General features: G+C 64.9%; 16 protein-coding genes. 6 read left to right on the top strand and 10 right to left on the bottom strand.

All coding sequences use genetic code 11. The features are described 5' to 3' along the window. Window positions 1–116 precede the first annotated feature (116 nt). Complete coding sequence (gdhA, locus tag JAB4_RS04605; protein WP_070217667.1) at window positions 117–1,460, top strand: NADP-specific glutamate dehydrogenase; 1,344 nt, start codon at window positions 117–119, stop codon at window positions 1,458–1,460. A gap of 96 nt (window positions 1,461–1,556) precedes the next feature. Here the strand turns inward: gdhA and JAB4_RS04600 are convergent, their stop codons facing one another. Then, window positions 1,557–2,114: a flavin reductase family protein gene (locus JAB4_RS04600; RefSeq protein ID WP_070217670.1), complete on the bottom strand. Its 558-nt coding sequence runs from the start codon at window positions 2,112–2,114 to the stop codon at window positions 1,557–1,559. 175 nt (window positions 2,115–2,289) lie between these two features. On the opposite strand from JAB4_RS04600, the gene JAB4_RS04595 reads away from it, so the two are divergent. Both JAB4_RS04595 and JAB4_RS04590 read left to right on the top strand, forming a co-directional pair. Then, window positions 2,290–2,919, top strand: coding sequence for a head GIN domain-containing protein (locus tag JAB4_RS04595; protein WP_070217672.1), 630 nt, complete (start codon window positions 2,290–2,292; stop codon window positions 2,917–2,919). A gap of 42 nt (window positions 2,920–2,961) precedes the next feature. Next, window positions 2,962–3,762 (top strand): enoyl-CoA hydratase, encoded by an 801-nt coding sequence (locus JAB4_RS04590; RefSeq protein ID WP_070217674.1) that lies wholly within the window; start codon window positions 2,962–2,964, stop codon window positions 3,760–3,762. A 1-nt stretch (window position 3,763) separates the two neighbouring features. Here JAB4_RS04590 and JAB4_RS04585 read toward each other — a convergent pair whose 3' ends face one another. From JAB4_RS04585 to JAB4_RS04565, 5 genes are all read right to left on the bottom strand, one after another. Then, on the bottom strand, window positions 3,764–4,501 hold the full coding sequence (locus tag JAB4_RS04585; RefSeq protein WP_070217678.1) for an AIM24 family protein: 738 nt from the start codon (window positions 4,499–4,501) through the stop codon (window positions 3,764–3,766). Window positions 4,502–4,504: 3 nt separating this feature from the next. Continuing rightward, window positions 4,505–5,146 carry an AIM24 family protein gene (locus JAB4_RS04580; RefSeq protein ID WP_034784288.1) on the bottom strand — a complete coding sequence of 214 codons (642 nt, stop codon included), beginning with the start codon at window positions 5,144–5,146 and terminating at the stop codon, window positions 4,505–4,507. Between the two features lie 17 nt (window positions 5,147–5,163). Then, the gene (locus JAB4_RS04575) at window positions 5,164–5,817 is read right to left on the bottom strand and encodes an AIM24 family protein (RefSeq protein WP_083287479.1); all 654 of its coding nucleotides are present in this window, start codon (window positions 5,815–5,817) and stop codon (window positions 5,164–5,166) included. A 120-nt stretch (window positions 5,818–5,937) separates the two neighbouring features. After that, window positions 5,938–9,102 (bottom strand): S8 family serine peptidase, encoded by a 3,165-nt coding sequence (locus tag JAB4_RS31015; RefSeq protein ID WP_070217681.1) that lies wholly within the window; start codon window positions 9,100–9,102, stop codon window positions 5,938–5,940. Between the two features lies 1 nt (window position 9,103). Further along, window positions 9,104–9,919 carry an NF038120 family PEP-CTERM protein gene (locus JAB4_RS04565; protein WP_070217683.1) on the bottom strand — a complete coding sequence of 272 codons (816 nt, stop codon included), beginning with the start codon at window positions 9,917–9,919 and terminating at the stop codon, window positions 9,104–9,106. Between the two features lie 441 nt (window positions 9,920–10,360). Between JAB4_RS04565 and JAB4_RS04560 the strand changes: the two genes are divergently transcribed. Both JAB4_RS04560 and JAB4_RS04555 read left to right on the top strand, forming a co-directional pair. Beyond that, the gene (locus JAB4_RS04560) at window positions 10,361–11,272 is read left to right on the top strand and encodes a histidine kinase (RefSeq protein WP_070217685.1); all 912 of its coding nucleotides are present in this window, start codon (window positions 10,361–10,363) and stop codon (window positions 11,270–11,272) included. Window positions 11,273–11,280: 8 nt separating this feature from the next. Further along, the gene (locus JAB4_RS04555) at window positions 11,281–11,928 is read left to right on the top strand and encodes a response regulator transcription factor (protein WP_070217694.1); all 648 of its coding nucleotides are present in this window, start codon (window positions 11,281–11,283) and stop codon (window positions 11,926–11,928) included. Here the strand turns inward: JAB4_RS04555 and JAB4_RS04550 are convergent. Both JAB4_RS04550 and JAB4_RS04545 read right to left on the bottom strand, forming a co-directional pair. After that, window positions 11,925–14,414 (bottom strand): TonB-dependent receptor, encoded by a 2,490-nt coding sequence (locus JAB4_RS04550; RefSeq protein WP_070217688.1) that lies wholly within the window; start codon window positions 14,412–14,414, stop codon window positions 11,925–11,927. The genes JAB4_RS04555 and JAB4_RS04550 overlap by 4 nt on opposite strands. Before the next feature lie 92 nt (window positions 14,415–14,506). Continuing rightward, complete coding sequence (locus JAB4_RS04545) at window positions 14,507–14,968, bottom strand: Lrp/AsnC family transcriptional regulator (protein WP_070217690.1); 462 nt, start codon at window positions 14,966–14,968, stop codon at window positions 14,507–14,509. A gap of 99 nt (window positions 14,969–15,067) precedes the next feature. Between JAB4_RS04545 and ilvB the strand changes: the two genes are divergently transcribed. Next, window positions 15,068–16,816 carry a biosynthetic-type acetolactate synthase large subunit gene (ilvB, locus tag JAB4_RS04540; protein WP_070217692.1) on the top strand — a complete coding sequence of 583 codons (1,749 nt, stop codon included), beginning with the start codon at window positions 15,068–15,070 and terminating at the stop codon, window positions 16,814–16,816. Window positions 16,817–16,831: 15 nt separating this feature from the next. On the opposite strand, the gene JAB4_RS04535 is transcribed toward ilvB, so the two are convergent. Together JAB4_RS04535 and JAB4_RS04530 are read right to left on the bottom strand one after the other, a co-directional pair. After that, window positions 16,832–17,791: an IS110 family transposase gene (locus JAB4_RS04535; RefSeq protein ID WP_083289991.1), complete on the bottom strand. Its 960-nt coding sequence runs from the start codon at window positions 17,789–17,791 to the stop codon at window positions 16,832–16,834. A 505-nt stretch (window positions 17,792–18,296) separates the two neighbouring features. Next, window positions 18,297–19,154, bottom strand: a complete 858-nt coding sequence (locus tag JAB4_RS04530; RefSeq protein ID WP_070217709.1) for a helix-turn-helix domain-containing protein — start codon at window positions 19,152–19,154, stop codon at window positions 18,297–18,299. Window positions 19,155–19,175 lie beyond the last annotated feature (21 nt).

Raw genomic sequence — 19,175 nt, 5'->3', positions numbered from 1 at the left:
CCTGAAAACTCCCCATAATGTAGCAGAAACCCCTCAAAACCAAATTTCCGCACCATTTTTGTGCGAAATCTGCGATGATAGTTGCCCAAATAACCGATTACCTCCATGGAATTCTGATGAAATACGCATCTGCTCACGAGTATGTCCAGCATGTCGCCGCACGCAATCCAGGTCAGCCCGAGTTTCTGCAAGCCGTCACCGAAGTCATGGAGAGCTTGTGGCCGTTCCTGGAACAGCACCCGAAATACGCGGAACAAGGCTTGCTGGAACGCTTGATCGAGCCGGAGCGCGTGGTGATGTTCCGCGTGTCGTGGGTCGATGACCATGGGCAGGTGCAAGTCAATCGCGGCTACCGCATCCAGCACAGCATGGCCATCGGGCCGTACAAGGGCGGCATCCGCTTCCACCCTTCCGTCACCCTGTCCGTGCTGAAATTCCTTGCCTTCGAACAGACGTTCAAGAATGCGCTGACCACGTTACCGATGGGCGGCGGCAAGGGCGGCGCCGATTTCGATCCGAAGGGCAAGAGCCCGGGCGAAGTGATGCGCTTCTGCCAGGCGTTTGTCAGCGAACTGTTCCGTCACGTGGGTTCGGATACGGACGTGCCGGCCGGCGACATCGGCGTGGGCGGGCGCGAAGTGGGCTATATGGCCGGCATGATGAAAAAGCTCAGCAACCGCGCCGACTGCGTGTTTACGGGCAAGGGCGCCAGCTTCGGCGGCTCGCTGATGCGTCCGGAAGCGACGGGCTACGGCACCGTGTATTTTGCGCAAGAAATGCTGAAGACGCAGGGCCGCTCGTTCGAAGGCATGCGCGTGTCCGTTTCCGGCTCGGGCAACGTGGCGCAGTACGCGGTGGAAAAAGCCATGGCCATGGGCGCGAAAGTCATCACCGTCTCCGATTCGAGCGGCACCGTCATCGACGAAGACGGTTTTACGCCGGAAAAGCTGGCCATCCTGATGGAGGTCAAGAACCATTTGTATGGCCGCGTCAGCGACTACGCAGAACGCACAGGCGTGCGCTTCGAAGCGGGCGTGTCGCCATGGCATGTGCCGGTCGACATCGCCCTGCCCTGCGCCACGCAAAATGAACTGAACATCGACGATGCGCGCCTGCTCATCGCCAATGGCGTGCAATGCGTGGCCGAAGGGGCCAACATGCCTACCACTATCGAGGCAGCCAAGGCCTTCGAGGCGGCCGGCGTGCTGTACGCGCCGGGCAAGGCCAGCAATGCGGGCGGCGTGGCCACTTCCGGCCTGGAAATGAGCCAGAACGCGGCCCGCATTTCCTGGCCGCGCGAAGAAGTCGACGCACGTTTGCTGCAGATCATGCAAGGCATCCATGCGGCGTGCAAGCAATACGGCACGCGCGCCGACGGCACGGTCAGCTACGTCGATGGCGCGAACATCGCCGGCTTCGTCAAAGTGGCCGATGCGATGCTGGCGCAAGGGGTCATTTAAGCGTAGGTCGGCTTAGCGCGAAGCGCGTAAGCCGACACCACCGCAAGCATCAACAATATCGTCGGATTACGCGCGGCGTTGCCGCGCTAATCCGACCTACAACATCTCGGGCTTCATCAGGCTCTTGCGGCTGATGGTCCGGCCCGACACCATGAACTCGCCGTTGCCCCGGTAGTGCAGGGTTTCGGGCAGCTTGGGCGAGGTGGCCACGTGGGCTTTCACGCACTCGAAGATGAAGAAGCCGCCCTTCGGGTTGCCCGCCACCTGGGCCAGCTTGCATTCGAAGTTGGCATAGCACTCGGCGATCAGCGGCGCGCCCACCAGCTCGGCCGGCTGCGGCGTCAGGCCGAAGGCCGTGAACTTGTCCGTGTCTTCGCCGCTGCAATTGCCGATAGCGACCACCTGATCGACCATGTCGGCCGTGGGCAGGTTGATCACGCACTCCATGCTGCGCTTAATCATTTCATAGCTGTGGTTCGCGTCGGAAATAAAACAGCCGAGCAAGGATGGCGTAAATTCCATCAGCATATGCCAGGCCATGGTCATGACGTCGCTTTCGCCCTGCCACGTTGAACTGACGAGCACCACCGGGCCAGGCTCGAGGAAGCGGCGGATATCGGCGACGGGATAATCTTCTTTGTGATAATTTTTCATCTGCTCTCCAGGACGCGGTACGCCATAGCATAGACCAACGGCGCCTTTGCGGGCGCGCGGCTGGGCGATGGCGGCGTGTCATCCGCGCCGCGATTTGCGCCGTTCATCGCAAATTTCTCCCCGTTGGAGATGTTGCAACATAGAATACACTGATCAACTACTCAAGGAAACCGCCATGCGTCCTCTGTTCCTGTTGCCACTCCTATCCTTCGCTTGCCTCGCTACCGTCGCGCATGCCGACGAGCAAACCCGCACGGTCGCCGCCTTCAACGCCATCGATATTCGCGGCCCCATCAGCATGGAAGTGGAATCGGGCAAGGAGCAAAGCCTGCTGCTGCGCGGCGACCAGAAATTCCTCAGCGGCGTCATCACGGAAGTGGTCGATGGCGAGCTGAAAATTTCCATGAAGGATAAAGATATCAAGAAGACCGAGGGCGACCCGCGCATCATCATCACCATGCCCACCTTGCGCAAGCTGATCGCGGAAGGCGCGGGCGAGAAGATCTTGACCAAGCTCAATGGTCCAAGAGTCGACATCAGCTACAAGGGCGCGGGCCGCCTGGCCGCCGATGGCCAGGTCGACTGGCTGCGCCTGAAGGCGCAGGGCGTGGGCGAAGTCGATACGAAAGCCTTGCTGGCGAAAAACGTCGACGTCAATTTCGAGGGCATCGGCTCCGTCAAAGTGTATTCCTCGGGCGAGCTGAACGCCGTGGTGCGCGGCATGGGCGAACTGACGTATTACGGCAAGCCGAAGATCGTGCACAAGTCGATCGCCGGCATCGGCAGCGTGAATGCCGCCAAGTAAGCTTTTCCATAAAAACAAGGCCATCAGGCCACTGGAGACCGCATGACCGCTTTACAAGATAACGATGCGCCGCTGGTGCTGCGCGAGGACGAGGGTGGGCTCGTCACCCTGCGCCTGAACCGTCCCCTGCAATTCAATGCCTTGTCGGAAGCCATGCTGGCCGCGCTGCAGGAAGCGTTTGATGCCATCGCGCAGCAGCCGCACGTACGCTGCGTGGTGCTGGCCGCCGAAGGCAAGGCGTTTTGCGCGGGCCACGATTTGCGCCAGATGCAGGCCACGCGCCAGCTTGATTACTATCAAACCCTGTTCGCGCAATGCTCGCGCGTGATGCAAGCCATTCAAACCTTGCCCGTGCCCGTGATCGCCCGCGTGCATGGCATCGCCACGGCGGCCGGCTGCCAGCTGGTCGCCAGCTGCGACCTGGCCGTGGCGGGCGCGTCCGCCCGCTTTGCCGTGTCCGGCATCAACGTGGGCCTGTTTTGCGCCACGCCGTCCGTCGCCCTGTCGCGCAATGTGTCGCCCAAGCGGGCTTTCGACATGCTGGTGACGGGCCGCTTCATCGACGCCGACACGGCCGCCGACTGGGGCCTGATCAATGAAACGGTAGCCGACGCGGCGCTCGACGAGGCCGTGGCGCGCCTGGCGCAGCAGATCATGGCGAAAAGCCCGACGGCCATCCGCTACGGCAAGCAGATGTTCTACCGGCAGCGCCAGCTGCCGCTGGACGAGGCGTATGCGTACGCGGGCGACGTGATGGCGCGCAATATGATGGAAGAGGATGCGGAGGAAGGCGTGAGCGCCTTCCTTGAAAAGCGGCCGCCCGGCTGGGCGACCGTCAAGTAGCTTAACGCTCCTGTTTTAGTTGCTGCTGCACGGAAAGACTCAAGGTACCGAGGTCTTCCTTGCCCAGCAGCGGCAATTGCGCCAGCAGCTGCATCAGGGCCGAGCTGCCCGTCACGTCCAGCTCGGACGACTGCACCAGCACCGTGCCGGCACCCGTGAAGTCGATCTGCTTTTCCTCGCCCGACAGGGTAAAACCCGTGAGCGCGCCGGCGGCCGAGGCCCAGCCCTGCACGTGGGCGTAATCGTAGTGATACGAGGGGCTGGGGCAATCGGCCCAGCCCAGCACGGCCTGCTCGTCCACGCGGCACGGCAATTCCAGGAAGTGCACGGGGCCGTTCGACGAGGCGATCACTTTACCGGTGCCTATCATGGTCAGATAGCCGGGCAAGGTCGATTCCTGGCAAATCACGTCCTTGGTAAACCCCAGCAGGTTTTTCGCGCGGATGGTCATGTTGGCGTTGTCCAGGTCGTAGCACGCCAGGTCGTTGCCGTTGTCGCCCAGGATCAACTGACCTTGCCCTTGCGCCACGACAAAGTGGTGCACGTATTTCGGTGCATTGAAGGCATTGCGCACGATCAGGTCGAGCACGCTGCTGCCCATGGCTTCGAAGCGCAGCTCGCCATAGAAGGCGATCATCTTGCCCTTGCGAATGAAGATCTGTTCCTTGACGTCGATGACATAGGAAAAACGGTTCAGGTTATCGTTCTTCGGCAAGGTATCGGGGTTGTAAATCGTCATGGCTTACCTTTCGCTCGCTTGGATGTAGACCGTGCCCTGGCCCGTAAACTTCACCTGGTACGATTCGCCGGACGCCTGGCCGACAAAGGTTTTCCAGTTCAGGTCCGTGACGATGGTCGAGCTCAGCTGGCCCGTGTGGCCGATATACGCTTGCGGGTCGACGAAGACGGGCACGTCCGGCGTGACGGGCAAGCCGATGGCATTGCCGTCGGACAAAATCGCCACTTCGCCCGTGCCTTGCAAGGTAGTGGTAAACAAGCCCTGGCCCGAGGCCATACCGCGCACCACGCCCTGCACGCCGCCCTGGTTGCCGAGGAACATGGTGCCGGCCGTCAGGCGCGCATCGAAGGCCAGCAGGGAGTCGCTTTCCACATAGAACGTTTCGCCGCGCACGGGGACGATGGTGACGAACAGGCCGCCCTGCGCGTAAAAAACGCTGCCCGTGCCGCGCGCCGACATCAGGGCATAGCCCTCGTTCGTGACGGCGCGCATGGCCAGGCTTTGCACGCCCTGGCCGGCCAGAAAGGAGCGGCTGAACGCCACGTCGCCCTGGTAGGACACCATGGCGCCCTTGCGGGCGAACACTTCCTCATTGCCGAGTTTAACCTCGAGCATCTTTTCATTGATTTGCTGATAGACAGGCATCGCGGGTCCTCGCTGACTTAACGTTCGGCGGGCTGGATGAACACCACGCCCTGGCCTGTGAATTTGTGCTGGTACGATTCGCCCGAGCTCTGGCCGATCATGGTGCGCCAGTTGACATCAAAAACGAATTCCTGGCGGATATCGCCCTTGAAGCCGACGAAGGCGTCCGGGTCCACGCGCAGCGGGTGCGCCGGCGTCACTTCCAGCATGATCAGGTTGCCGCGCGAAATGACGGCCAGGTTGCCGTGGCCTTCGACGGTGGTGGAAAACAGGCCCTGGCCGGAACTGGCGCCGCGCAGGCCCGCAAAGCTGGTGCCCGTCTTCAGGCTCGTGTCGTAGGCCAGCAGGCTGCTGCTTTCGATGGTCAGCTTTTCGCCGGCCAGCGCCATGACGGTGATTTCGGCCGCGTTCTGCGCGAAAAACACGGTACCCGTGCCGGCGGCCTGCATCACCTGCATGCCTTCGTTCGTCACCTTGCGCTTGAGCGCGCCGAAGAGGCCCTCGCCGCCCAGCAGGGATTTTTCAAATTTGATGCTGCCCGTATAGGCGACCATCGCGCCGGCAATCGCCAGCACTTTTTCATCCTGCAGGCGCACTTCCAGCAGGCGGTCGGTATTGGTGCGGAAACTGGTCACGCGCGACTCCCCAAGAATGCCAGGACACAAAGCCATGGCTATCCGACAAGATACCGGGGGCGTTACCGCCATGCAAGTGCTATTCCTCCCGAACGGGGGGGTGCATAAAAAAAAGGCGTGCCAGGAGGCACGCCTTGCGTTCACGAAAAGAACGGTTTATTCAGCCAGCACCGGCCTGGCGGCGCGCGCGTTCTGGAACAGCGGCACGGGATCGTTGGTATTGACCTCGACCACCGTGACGCCCTGCACCACGCCAGCGACCTGGTAGCCGACGGCGCCCAGGTGACGCTTGCCTTCGGCCAGGTTGGACCAGCTCAGGGAGACCGTCGCCGTGCCGCCCGTGTAGGCCGTGCCCGGCATCAGCGCCTTGAAGTTGCCGTTGTTCAAGCCCGGCGCCAGCACCCACGACGACAGGGTGTAGTCGGCGTGGCCGTTTTGCGGCGCAAAGCCGATCACGCACACCTTGTACGTGCCGGCGGCCGGCAGGCGCAGTTCCACCTGTTCATTGGAACTTTCATTGCCGCTGCTGCCGACCAGTACATTGGCGGCGTTGTAGACCTCCATGTCCATGTCGGTATTCGCGCCGCCCGTCGTTTCCGCGTCGTAGGTGGCAAAGCGCGCCGCCAGGGTGCCGGCCGGGATCACCACGTTGTGCACGTTCACACCCGTGGCGCCGCCCGCCTTGCAGGCAGCCGATGCGGCAGCGCCCGTCGTCGCCTGGCCGATCGTGCGCGTCTGGCGCACGGCTTCGACGAGACCCGACTTGACGCCGACCAGCGCCCCCGAGAAGCCCGTGCCCAGGGTCAGCACCTTGCTGCCCGTGGCCGCTTCGCTGCTGACCAGTGGAATGGCGGCCAGCGAGGTGCCGCGCGCCGTCAGCGGGCTGCGCACCGTGTGCGTGCCATCCGTCCAGCTCAGGGCGCCGTAGGTCCAGGTATTGGCCGGCGCCGTGGTGCGCGTCAGCTTGACTTGGTACTGCGCCTTGGCGCCCGGCGCCAGGCTCAGGCTCGTTGGCGTCACCGCCACCGTGTAGCCGGGCAGGCTGGCCGAGACGTTGTAGACAGCGCTGCTGGCACCCACGTTGGTCACCGTGCGCGTCAGCACTTGCGTGCCCAGTACGTTGGCCGCCGTCAGCGACGCCAGGTTCAGGTTGTAGGCGGGAATGGTGCCGACGGCCTGGCAGGTGGCGGGACTGTAGACCTTCAGGTTCAGGCCGCACAGGAAACGCGCATAGTCGATTTCCGACACGTCGTACACGAGGCCGGGATCGGCGGCGCCGTTCGGCGCGATGTGGCCGGCGCCCTGGCCCCACGGCAACTGGCCCGAGTTCTTCGCCGTGGCATCCCACGACACTGAACCGTTCAAGCCATCGGGATACGTGCTGAACGCCGTCGTCATCAGCGCCGACTTGATGGCCGCGGGCGACCAGCTCGGATGCTGCTGCTTGAGCAGCGCCGCCACGCCGGCCACGTGCGGACTGGCCATCGAGGTGCCGGAATAGAAATCCCACTCCGCTGCTGGCGCCACACCACCGGCGGCCACGGCATCGCGCTGCGCCGGCGTCAGGTCGGCCGTCACGCCGGCCAGGATGTTGGTGCCGGGCGCCGAGAGATCGGGTTTCAGGATGTTCGCGTTGGCCACGTTCGGCCCGCGCGAGGAGCGGTCGCTGACGATCGGCGCCTGCACCGTGGTGTCGGCGATGGTGTGGATTTCGCCCAATGCCGCCGTGCCGTCCGGATTGGCCGCCATGAACGCCTTGAGCGCGTCGCCCTGCGCCTGCGCCAGGTGTACCGTCGACAGCACGTGCGCCTGATTGATGATGGTATTGGCGCCGCCGGCCACGTTGGCGATGACCACGCCCGCCGCGCCCGCCGTCTTGGCATTCGCGCTCTTGTTGACCAGCACGTTGCCGCCGCGGTCGCACACGAGTATCTTGCCAGCCACTTTCGCCGGGTCCAGATAAGCCGGGGCGGCATCGGCCGCGCCGAAGCAGCGCAGCAGATTGACGTCCGTCGGCGGCACGCCGGCCAGGCCCGCGTCGCGCGAGCGGATCAGCGGCAGCGCCGGCGTCTTCGCGTTGCTCGACGCGCCTTCCAGCTTGCTGCCGTTGCTGAGGATGACGTTGCCCGCGTACAGGCGGTTGTGGGTGGAATTGGCGACCGTTGCCAGCCAGGGGCTGATGTGCGAGACGGGCGCCGGCACGTCGGGCGCCGGCGTGGATGGACCGGAATTGCCGCCGGAGGTGGCGACGAAGACGCCGGCCGCCGCCGCGCCAAGGAAGGCGACTTCCGTCGGTTCGTCGAAGGCGCCGCCGCCCGCGTTCGGGCCGATGGAGAAGTTAATGACGTTGACGCCATCCTTGACCGCCTGGTCGATGGCGGCCACGCTGTCGGCCGTGGCGCAGCCGTTGCGGCCAGTCGACGCGGCCGTCCAGCAGACTTTATAGGCGGCGATACGGGCGCGCGGCGCCATGCCCGAGGCCTTGCCCAGCGACACACCGTTCGAGGTGGCGATGGCGCCATTGTTGCCGCCGGCCGTGGAGGCCGTGTGCGTGCCATGGCCGCCGTGGCCCGTCAGGCCGGCGACGGAATCGCGCGGCGACAGGAACTCCGTCCAGTGCAGCGCCGCCGTGGAAGCGCGGTAGTAGCGCGCGCCGATCAGCTTGTTGTTGCAATTCTCGGCGGAGAATCCCTCGCCCGTCTGGCACGTGCCCTGCCAGCTGGCCGGCGGCGCGCCGTACACGACATTGCTGCCGCTGTGGCTGGGCACGCCGTTCTCGTCAAGGCGGTCGGCAAAGGCCGTGTTCTCGGGCCAGATGCCGCTGTCGACGATGCCGATGACGATGTCTTCGCCCGCGTGCGCCTTGCCGCCCAGCTGCTCCCAGAGGCCGCCCGGCTTGTCCAGGCCCAGGAAGCTGGGCGTGTAGGTGGTGTCGAGCTGCAGGATGGAGTCGGCGCTGATGCTGGCCACGCCGCTGTTTTTCTTCAGGGCCCGCACTTCATCGTCCGTCAGCAAGGCGGAAAAACCGTTGAAGACGACGCTGTACTGGTGCGTGATTTCAGCCGCGCTGACGGTGCCGGCCACGGCGGCCTGCTTGCTGTCGAGGTAGCTCAAATAGGCCTGCACGTCGGCGGCGCCCACATTGATGCGCGCGCCCGGGGCCGGCTTGGTGGCGGCCAGGCCGTCAACCTGGCCCGTATAGGTGGCGGCCGGCTTGTCGACCAGCTGCACGATGTAGGAACGGCGTTCCTGCGCCTGCGCCGTTTGCGCCAGGCTGGCGGCCAGCAGGAGGATGGCGAGTGAAACGGGACGTAATTTCATCTCACGCTCCTTGCACGGTGAACGCGGCGACCTTGCCGCTGCGGCGGCGCGACAGCATGCCGATGGCGCCCAGGCCGGCCAGCAGCAGCAGGTAGGTCGACGGTTCCGGCACGGCGCTGACGTTGATATTATCGAGCGCAAACTGGCCCTGGTTAAAGGCGGGGAAATCGATGGAATTGCTGCACACGCCAGTGTCATTGAAAATGCAGGCGTTGAAGGTCAGGCCCGTGAACGCATAGTTGCTGAAACCGCCCAGCAGGGAAGCGCCCTGGAAATGGTAATTGCCATCGCTGCCCTGGCCGGGAAACGCCAGCGAGGTGCTGACCACCTGGCCGTTGCTGAGGGTGCCGCTCAGCTGCAGTTCGCCCCACTGCATGTTGGGCAAGCCGGAGACGGGCGCGATGAAGGAATAGTCGAATCCGGCCAGGCTGAACGCCTGGCGGTCGGCACGCGCGAAATTCACGCCGCCATCGTTGAGGATGGCCAGGTAGTTGCCGGTGGCACCCTGCGGGCAGGCGGCGATATCGCACGACGAACCCGCGCGGCCATCGAGGATGGCGCCCACGCCGCTGACGCCGCCGCCGGCAGCCGTGGTCGGGTCGGCCAGGAAACGCAGATTGTAGCTCGACGTATTGAGCGTCTGGCCGCTTTCATACACGTCGGGACGCAAATTATCGAAGGTCAGGACATCGGCCATGGCCGGCACCGAGACCAGCACGGACACGGCGGCCAGCGCGGCCAGGACGGTGGTGCGGCCGCGGGTAGCGGGCGGATAGACGGTGGCGGGTGATACCCGCGCATGTGATGGACGATTCATTCTATTCCCTTGTTTGTTGTGGATAGATAGGTCGGCAGGTCTGGTGCCCGCTTTCAGCTTTTTCACAAAAGTGTCAACAAATATAGCAAATCGCATAAAACAAATATCATATTTTTAATATCATTTATTTATTTTTTATCTAAGCCTGCGAAACTTTGTTTTGTTTTATCTATGAAAGTTTGAGTAAGCTCAACGTTACATTGGAACAACAATGCATCGCACTGCAGGCGTGCGCGCCAGCGTGCCGGCGCGACTTCAGATAAGCTCGAAAACCGTGCCTGCGGCCAGCGCAAGCGCCCACCGTCACATCGCGGCACACCTGTTCCATCCTGGAACAGTCATCCCCTCCCCTGCCCCGCATGACGCGCCCCCAGAGGCCCCTGCGCCGATGGCATGAAGCTTGCACAACAAAGAGATCGACCGTGCTCAGGGAGCAGCATCATGGAACACTACCAACTGGCCGGCAGCGGCCGCGCAGGCACGCGGCCGGCCCGGCGCATCCTCGTGTGCTGCGCGCTGGCACTGGCTTTTTTCCTGCTGGCCGCCAGGCTGGACCTGGCCGAACGGCTGACGCACGCGCTCTGGCGCCAGGAACACTGGCAACTCGATGAACTGGCCCTGAGCCTGTTGCTGCTGGCGCTGGCGCTGGCCGGCTTTGCCGTGCGGCGCGGACGCCAGGTGGCGCTGCTGCTGGCGCAGAACCGCGCCCTCACGCAGCGCCTGCTGCGCGCGCAGGAAGAGGAGCGCTGCGCGCTGGCGCGCGAGCTGCACGATGAAGTGGGACAGGACTGCACGGCCATCCGCGCCGCCGCCAGCTACATCCTGCGCGCGCGCGACGGCGATCAGGCGAACGTGCAGGCCTGCGCCGCCAGCATCGCCCGCTCGTCGGAAGCGCTGCATGCGATGGTGCGCACGATGCTGCGCCGGCTGCGTCCGCCCGTGCTCGACAGCCTGGGATTGGCGCCGGCCCTGCAGGCGCTGTGCGACAGCTGGGCCCAGCAGCACGGCATCGCCTGCCATTTCGCGCCGCACGCCGTCCCCGCCAGCCTCGACGACTGCACCGCCACCGCCGTCTACCGCCTGGTGCAGGAAGGCTTGACGAACGTGGCGCGCCACGCGGGCGCCGACCGTGCCACGGTGGAATTGCGCGCCGATGCGCACGGCGTGCTGCACCTGACCATCGAAGACAATGGCCAGGGTTTTTGTCCGGATAAAACGCCAGCAGATGGCTTCGGCATGCTGGGCATGCGCGAGCGCGTGGCCGGCCTGCGCGGCCATATCCGCTGGATCAGCGCGCTGGGCAAGGGCTTGCGCATCGAAGTGGCGATGCCGCTGGCGGCCGGTGCGGCATGAACGCGGCCATGCCCCCGATCCGCGTGATGCTGGTCGATGACCACCCGGTGGTGCGCACGGGCTACCGCCGGCTGCTGGAACAGGGCGGCGATATCGCCGTCGTGGCCGAGGCGGGCAATGGCGAGACGGCATATGCCCTGCACCTGGAGCACGCGCCCGACGTCTGCGTGACGGATTTGTCCATGCCCGGCATCGGCGGCCTGGAATTGTTGCGCAAGCTGCTCGCGCGCGACGCAGGCGCGCGCGTGCTCGTGTTTACCATGCACGACACGCCGCAACTGATCGCGCGCGCGTTGGACGGCGGCGCCTGCGGCTTCGTCAGCAAGCAAGCCGACCCGGAACACCTGGTCGACGCCGTGCGCGCCGCCCACGCGGGCCGCCGCTACCTCGACCCGCACAGCGCACCGGGCGTGCTGCACGGTACGGCCCGCATGGAAGCGGACCGTTTGAGCAGCCTGAGCCAGCGCGAATTCGAAATCTTCCGCCTGCTGGCCGAAGGCCGCAGCGCCGCCGACTGCGCCCGCCTGCTGCACCTGAGCAGCAAGACGGTGGCCAACCACCAGACCTGCATCAAGGAAAAACTCGACGTGCCCGGTCCCGCCGCCCTCGTCCATCTTGCGCTGCGCAACGGGGTCATCGAGCATATCCTCCCTTAAAACGCGTAGCGCAGACCCGCATTCACGCTGCGCGGTGCGCCGGCCGCATAGAACGTCGCGTTGACCATCGGATAGTCGCCGTTCACGGCGGGCAGCGGGCGGGCGGCAAAATTGCCGTTGGCGTCGAAGCCCGTGGCGCCCAGTTGCGCCGCCGTCGCGTACTGGCGGTTGAACAGGTTGTTTATCTGCGCAAACACACTCAGCCGTGGCGTCAGCTGGATCTTGCCGTTCAGCTCGACCACGGCGTAGCCGCCGCTCTTGCCGGAACCCAGGTATGACGGGCCGCCCGCCTGGTGCCGGTTGTTTTCATTGCCGCGCGCGTAGGAACTCGACACGGCCGTCATGGCCAGGCCCACCGTCCAGTCGCGTCCGCCCTGATAGTCCACGTGCGCCTTGAAGATATGGCTCGGTGTCAGCGGAATGCGGTTGCCGGGCGTGATGACGATATTGCCTTCCAGGCCGGGCGCCTGCGCATCGCTGCTGCTGTTGGCGCTGCCGTTGACGAGCTCCCGGCTTTGATACGTCGCCTGCAGCCACGTGTAGTTAACGCCGAAGTCCAGCGCACCGGCCTTGCCACCCGCCGCCAGTTCCACGCCCTGGTGGCGCGTCTTGCCGAAATTCTTGAAGTAGCCGAAACCGGCCTGATTGTCGGCCACGAACAGGATATCGTCGTGGTTTTCCGCGCGGAACACGCCCGCGCTCCAGCGGGCCACGTCGGCGAGCTTGCCGCGCAGGCCCGCTTCCCATGTCTTGGTGACGACCTGTTTCAAGGGTGGGTCGCCCGCCATGGCGTTGGGCAGGCGGCACGGGTTGTCCGGGTCGGCGCAGCCGAGTTCGATGGCCGTCGGCGTGCGGCTGCCTTCGTTGTAGCCGAGATAGGCGCCCACGCCCTTCTCCGGCGCATAAGCGAGGCCGATGGCGGGATTGAAGCGGCTGAAACGGTGGTCGCCATCGAGCGAACCGCTGCCGCCGCCGGGCGTGATGGCGTCGCGGTTGCGCACGGTGCTGCGGTTGTAGCGGCCGGAGATGGTCAGGGTCAATGCTTGATTCAGCGCAATGCTATCGCTCGCATACACGCTCCACGTGCGCATGCGCCCGCTCAAGTCGACGCGGTTGTCGACGGGCGTGCCGTCGTCGTCGATTTCCGTACCGTCGGCAAAGAAGTCGACGGGCGTGATGCTGCGGTCGGGGTTCAGATAGCCGAACTGGCTGGTCTGGCGGAAGGTGGCGTGGCTCGTATCGTAGGCGGCGCCGGCCGTGACGGCGTGGCGCGCGCCCGCCACGTCGGCCAGCGCCGTGAACTGGCCCGAGAAGCCATAGTTTTCCTGCTGCGTATGGCTGCGGTTGAGCATGCCGTTGCATTTTTCGGCCGGTTCATCGTTGAGCAAGACGTTGCCGATGCAGCGCCATTTCGGAAACGGCGTATTGGACGCGTTCGCCCCGCTGGCGGGAAAACCCGTGTAGCCGGCCGCCGCCAGGGCCGCCCGTTCGGCCGCACCGGGCTGGTAGACGGACTGGTCGAGCGACTCGTCGTTCAGGTCGCCATTGAACGTGTGCGTGTCGATCTTGCGGTAGTACACATTGCCGGACAAGAGCAAGCCGGCGCCGGCCTGGTGCTTGCCCGTCACATTCAGCAAGGTCGACTTGTTTTCCGTCAAATCGGGCTTGGTGTAGACGCTGCGGTAATCGCGCGCCAGCAGACGCTGTTCCTGCAAGCCATTGCCCGTCAGCGCATTGTCCGCGTGGGCCACGGTGACGGCGATGTCCGTGCGCGCATCACTCCAGCCCAGCTTGCCGAAGATCTGGCGCACGTCGGACGGGGAATCGTCGCGCCAGCCGTCTTCCTTGAAGCGGTTGCCCGTCACGTACCAGTGCCAGCCGCTGGCATGGCTGCCGCCATGCTCGAATTCGACGGCGCGCCGCTGGTGCGAACCCAGGCGCGCCTCGACGGCCGTGCCGGGACTGGTCTTGCCATCCTTGGTCTGCAGGGCCAGCGCGCCGCCCAGGGTGTTCAGGCCGAACAGGGGGTTCGAGCCCGGCATCAGGGTCAGCGAGGCGATGGCCATGCGCGGGATCAAATCCCAGCTGACGACATCGCCAAACGGCTGGTTCAGCCGCATGCCGTCGAGGTACACGGAAAGTCCTTGCGGCGTGCCCAGCAGGGGCGAGGCCGTGTAGCCGCGGTAGCTGACGTCGGGCTGGAAGGGGTTGTTCTGCACCTCGTTCACATAGACGCTGCCCAGGTTGCGGCGCAGGAAGGCGGAAATGTCGAGCGCGCCGCTGCCGGCGATCTGCTGCGCGCTGGCCGTCTGCACGGGCGCGGCAAAGGCATCGCGCGGCCGCTCCACGGTGGGCAGCGGCATGCTGCCCGTGATAATGACGGTGGGCAAATCGTACGCCGGCTCCAGGTTGGCAGGATGGGCAAGCTCGGCGGCTTGCGCCTGGCACAGCGCCATGGCGGCGGCCGCGAATAAGGTCAGTCTCATGCAGGTCCCCGATTTATCGTGTTTTTTATTACTGCCCAGTATCGGACAGCCACGGGGGATGGGCTAGGGAAAAACTCCCGCCGTGCGGGGAGCTAGCGCTGCAAGGGCAGGTAGCTCTGTTTGAGCTGGCGCAAGACAAAACTCGATTTGCTGTGGCGGATACCGGGAATTTTATACAGGCGCTCGCGCAGCAGGCGTTCGTAGTCGCGCGTGTCGCTCACCGCGATGCGCAGGTAGTAATCGTAGTCGCCGGACACAAGAAACGCTTCCAGCACTTCCGGGATCATGGCCAGCGCGTGGCCGAATTCGAACAGGGCCTGGTCGGAATGGTCGTCCAGGGTCACTTGCACGATGACGGTATCGGCCAGTCCCACCTTGGCCGCGTTGACGTTCACCGTATAACCCTCGATGACGCCATCGTCTTCCATGCGCTTGATGCGCGCCCAGCATGGCGACGAGGTCAGGCCCACCTTGGCGCTCAGGTCGTGCAGACTGATGCGGGCGTCCTGCTGCAGGGCCGTCAGGATGGCGAGGTCGAATTTGTCGAGCTTCATTCTGTTAATTCCTTATTTCACAGCAAATTTTGCTGAATACTGCATTCTATACGAGAAAACCAGCAGCCTTTTCTGCCGCATCAGGCAGAAAATAAGGCCATGAAACCCGATCCCGCTCCCCTCCTTGCTCACGCATCCCACAACGGCGCCAGCACCCTGATCGACACCCTGCTGGCGCTGGGCGTCGATACCGTCTTCGGCTATCCGGGCGGCGCCGTGCTGCCCCTGTACGACGCGCTGCACGCGCAGCCCCGCCTGCGCCATATTCTCGTGCGCCACGAACAGGCGGCCGTGCACGCGGCCGAGGGCTATGCGCGCAGCACGGGCCGGCCCGGCGTCGTCTTCGTCACGTCCGGCCCCGGCATGAGCAATACCACCACGGGCTTGCTCGACGCCCTGTGCGATTCGATACCCGTCATCTGCATCAGCGGCCAGGTGGCTACCACCAGCATCGGCACGAATGCCTTCCAGGAATGCGACGCGCTGGGTATTTCGCGCCCCGTCACAAAGTGGAACCGGCAAATCCGCGCGGCAGAGGAAACGGCGGCCGTCGTGCGCGAGGCGTACGCGCAAGCCACGCAAGGCCGGCCCGGCCCCGTGCTGGTCGACTTTCCCAAGGATCTGCAGCTGGCACCGGTGCGGGAAACGACGGTGCTGGCCCCTGCCACGCCGGCCCCGATGCCGCCGTCGGCAGCCTCCGATCTTGAACGGGCCGCCAGCCTGATCGCCGCCGCGCGCCAGCCCGTGTTCTATGGCGGCGGGGGCCTCGTCAATTCCGGCCCCGCCGCCTGCGCCGCCTTCGGCCAGCTGGTGAAGCTGGCGGCCGCGCCGTGCACCCTGACCTTATTGGGCCTGGGCGCCTTTCCCGCCTCGCACCCGGCCTTCCTGGGCATGCTGGGCATGCACGGCACCCTGGAAGCGAACCTGGCGATGCACCATGCGGACCTGATCGTCTGCGTGGGTGCCCGCTTCGACGACCGGGTGACGGGCAGGCTGGACGCCTTTTGTCCCGGCGCAAAGGTCATCCACGTCGATATCGACCCGGCGTCGATCCACAAGGTGGTGCGCGCCGACGTGGCCCTGCGCGGCGACTGCGCGCCCGTGCTGAATGCCCTGCTGACGCAGCTGCGCGGGCGATTGCTGGCGGACCGCCAGCCGTGGTGGCAGCGCATCGACGGCTGGCGCACGCAGGACTCGCTGGCGTTCGACGACACGCCCGACGTCATCGCGCCGCAGGCGCTGATGCGGCGGCTGCAGGCGGCGCTGGACAGCATGGATGGCGGCGACGCCATCGTCTCTACCGACGTGGGCCAGCACCAGATGTGGGCGGCCCAGCATCTGCGCTTCGAGCAGCCGCGCGGCTGGCTGACCTCGGGCGGCGCCGGCACCATGGGTTATGGTTTACCGGCCGCCATCGGCGCGCAGATCGCCCATCCGGACAAGTGCGTCGTGTGCGTCAGCGGCGACGCCTCGATCCTGATGAATATCCAGGAATTGGCCACGGCCGTGCAGCACCGCCTGCCCGTGAAAGTGGTGCTGTCGAACAATGGCTACATGGGCATGGTGCGCCAGTGGCAGGAACTGATACACGGCGGGCGCTACAGCCACAGCTACACGGAAGCGCTGCCCGACTTCGTCGCCCTGGCGCGCGCGTTCGGCTGGCAGGCGCACACGGTCAGCCGGCGCGAGGAGCTCGACGGGGCACTGGCGGCCTGCCTGGCGTCCGAAGGCCCGTACTTCCTCGACGTGCGCGTGCACGGCGCGGAAAACTGCTTCCCCATGATGGCCCCCGGCGCGGGGCACCATGAAGTAACCTTATCCAAGGGCAAGGTGTACAAGGAACGGTAGATACTGTTATCCCCGTCAAGCGGCGTGCAAGGCCGGATCAAATATTTTTCCCGACCTGAGCACGCCGAATGCCACGTGCACCAGCTTGCGCATCATGGCGCCGATGATCAGCTTGGGCGCTTTGCCGGCGTCACGCAGACGCTGACCGAAGCGCTTGCCCCAAGGCGTCTTATGCACTGCCACCATGGCCGGCATGTACAGTGCCTTGCGCAGGAAACTGTGGCCGACCTTCGACATGCGTGGCTTGCCACGCACGCTGGAACCTGACTCGTGCTGGCGCGGATCGAGGCCCGCAAACGCCACCGCCTGCTTGGCGCTGTCGAAGCGCTCAGGATTGGCGTAGTAGGACAGCAGCACGGGAATCGTGCGCTCGCCCAGGCCAGGGATGCTATCGAGCAATTCGCGCTTGCCGCGTAAATCCGGGTCGTCATCGATATGACGGCGGATCGCCAGGATCAGCGCCTTGATCTCGGCGTCGAGCCAGGCAATATGATCCTCGATACCCTGGCGTACCGCCGCGCGCGCCACTTCAAGCCGGTTGCTTTCCTGCTGGCGCATCGCTTGCAAGGCATCGAGGCGCAGCACCAGCGCGCGCAGCGATTGCTCGGCCGGCGATGGCGCCTGCCAGGGCTCTGGCTGGCGTTCATGGGCGAAGTCGGCGATCAGCTGTGCGTCGACCTTGTCGGTCTTGGTGCGCACCAGGCGTGAAGCGCTGAAGGCCTTGATCTGGGCTGGATTGATGACACTGACCACCATGCCAAGTCCAGCGAGATATTCGGCAACCCCTTCCCAATACGTGCCCGTCGCTTCCATGCACACCCTGGGGCTGCCGGCAGCATGCTTCAGCAGCCATGCGTGGAGCGCGGTGAATCCTTGACGGTTGTTCTCGACAACCTTGTTACGATGCTTGCCGTTGGGCAGGCGCAGCGCGCAGTCGAGCTTGGCCTTGGCAACGTCGATTCCTAAATTAAACATGCTGTGGTCCTCTTGCGATCTACCTTGCAAATGCGGGCTAACCGGCATGCCGGTGCCAAAGATACTGTCCGATCTTGACATGGAGGATGGGTAACTGGTGCGAGATCTACGGAGCTGGCTCGGGGCCTAAGGGCGGATACGGCATCCAGTTACCCGGTCTTGATATGCCTACCAAGATTTTGACAGCGGTCGATACCGTTCGCAATACCACGAACGGCATGAGGGGAATAATACAAGGTCGGATGAGCGGCGGGACGCCGCGTAATCCGACACCACCACCGGCCGCGCCAACGATGTGGTCGGATTACGCTCTACGAGCTAATCCGACCTACGCCAGCTTTCCCATGATGACGGCCGGCACGAGGCGCCATGAAGCTGCCTGATCAAGGGCAAAATGTACAGCGGCCGGTAGGTCGGATTAGCGGGACAACGCCTCGCGTAATCCGACACCACCACCGGCCGCGCCAACGATGTGGTCGGATTACGCTCTACGAGCTCATCCGACCTACGCCCATATCCGGTAGATCCAGTAGCTTTCATCTTCTTTCATGGCGCGCGCCAGTTCCGTGGGACTCAAGCCCGTGATTTCGCGCGTCTCGCGGCAGAAATGCGCCTGGTCGGCGTAGCCGCCGCTGGCGGCGACGTCGGACCATGACGCCGTGCCCTGCAGGATGGCGCCGCGCTCGTCGAGGAACAGCTGTTCCGCGCGGCGCATACGGCGCAAGGTGCGCATGGGCTGGCCGGCCCAGGCCTTGATGCGCCGCTCGATGTTGCGCGCGCTGCTGGCCAGGCCCGTCGATGCGGCCTGCACGCCCAGCCGGCGCACCCAGTCCTGGATGGCGCCGGCCGGTTGGTCGCCGTTCTTGCGCGCCAGCAGCCAGCGCGGCGCCAGAAAATCCTCCACCAGCCTGACGCGGGCGGCATCGTCCGGCGCGGCCAGCACGGCGTCGGACAAGGCCAGCCAGTCGGCATCGAACAGCGCGCCGAGGGGGCGGAACTGGTCCAGCAAGGCATCCATCGATATGCCCGTCAACGCATACAGGGCGGCCGGATAAAACATCACGATAAACGAATGCACGGGGCCGGGGTTGTAGCTGACCAGCGGATACGAACGGGGGCCGCCGAACAGCGCGGGCGGCATGCGCACGTCCGCCAGCGACAGGCCCGGCGCGGCCGCTTCCACGTGGCCGGCGACGGTCCAGACGATGCTGCACATGGGCGCGGCGGGAAAGCGGTTCAGGCGCTGCGCCGGCGGCAAGGGCGCGCAGCCCGTGGTGTCGCGCACGAGGATGGCGCGCACGCAGGAAGCGAGCGCGGCGCGCGGGGCGATCAAACGGGTCAGGGGCGTAGGGGCGGCTGGCATGGCGACGATTGTACCGGCAAT

Origin of the sequence: Janthinobacterium sp. HH102 (assembly GCF_001758625.2) — a bacterium.
Classification (GTDB): domain Bacteria; phylum Pseudomonadota; class Gammaproteobacteria; order Burkholderiales; family Burkholderiaceae_D; genus Janthinobacterium.
The sequence above is the reverse complement of the archived record's forward strand: the minus strand, read 5'-3'. Positions and strand labels throughout refer to the sequence as shown.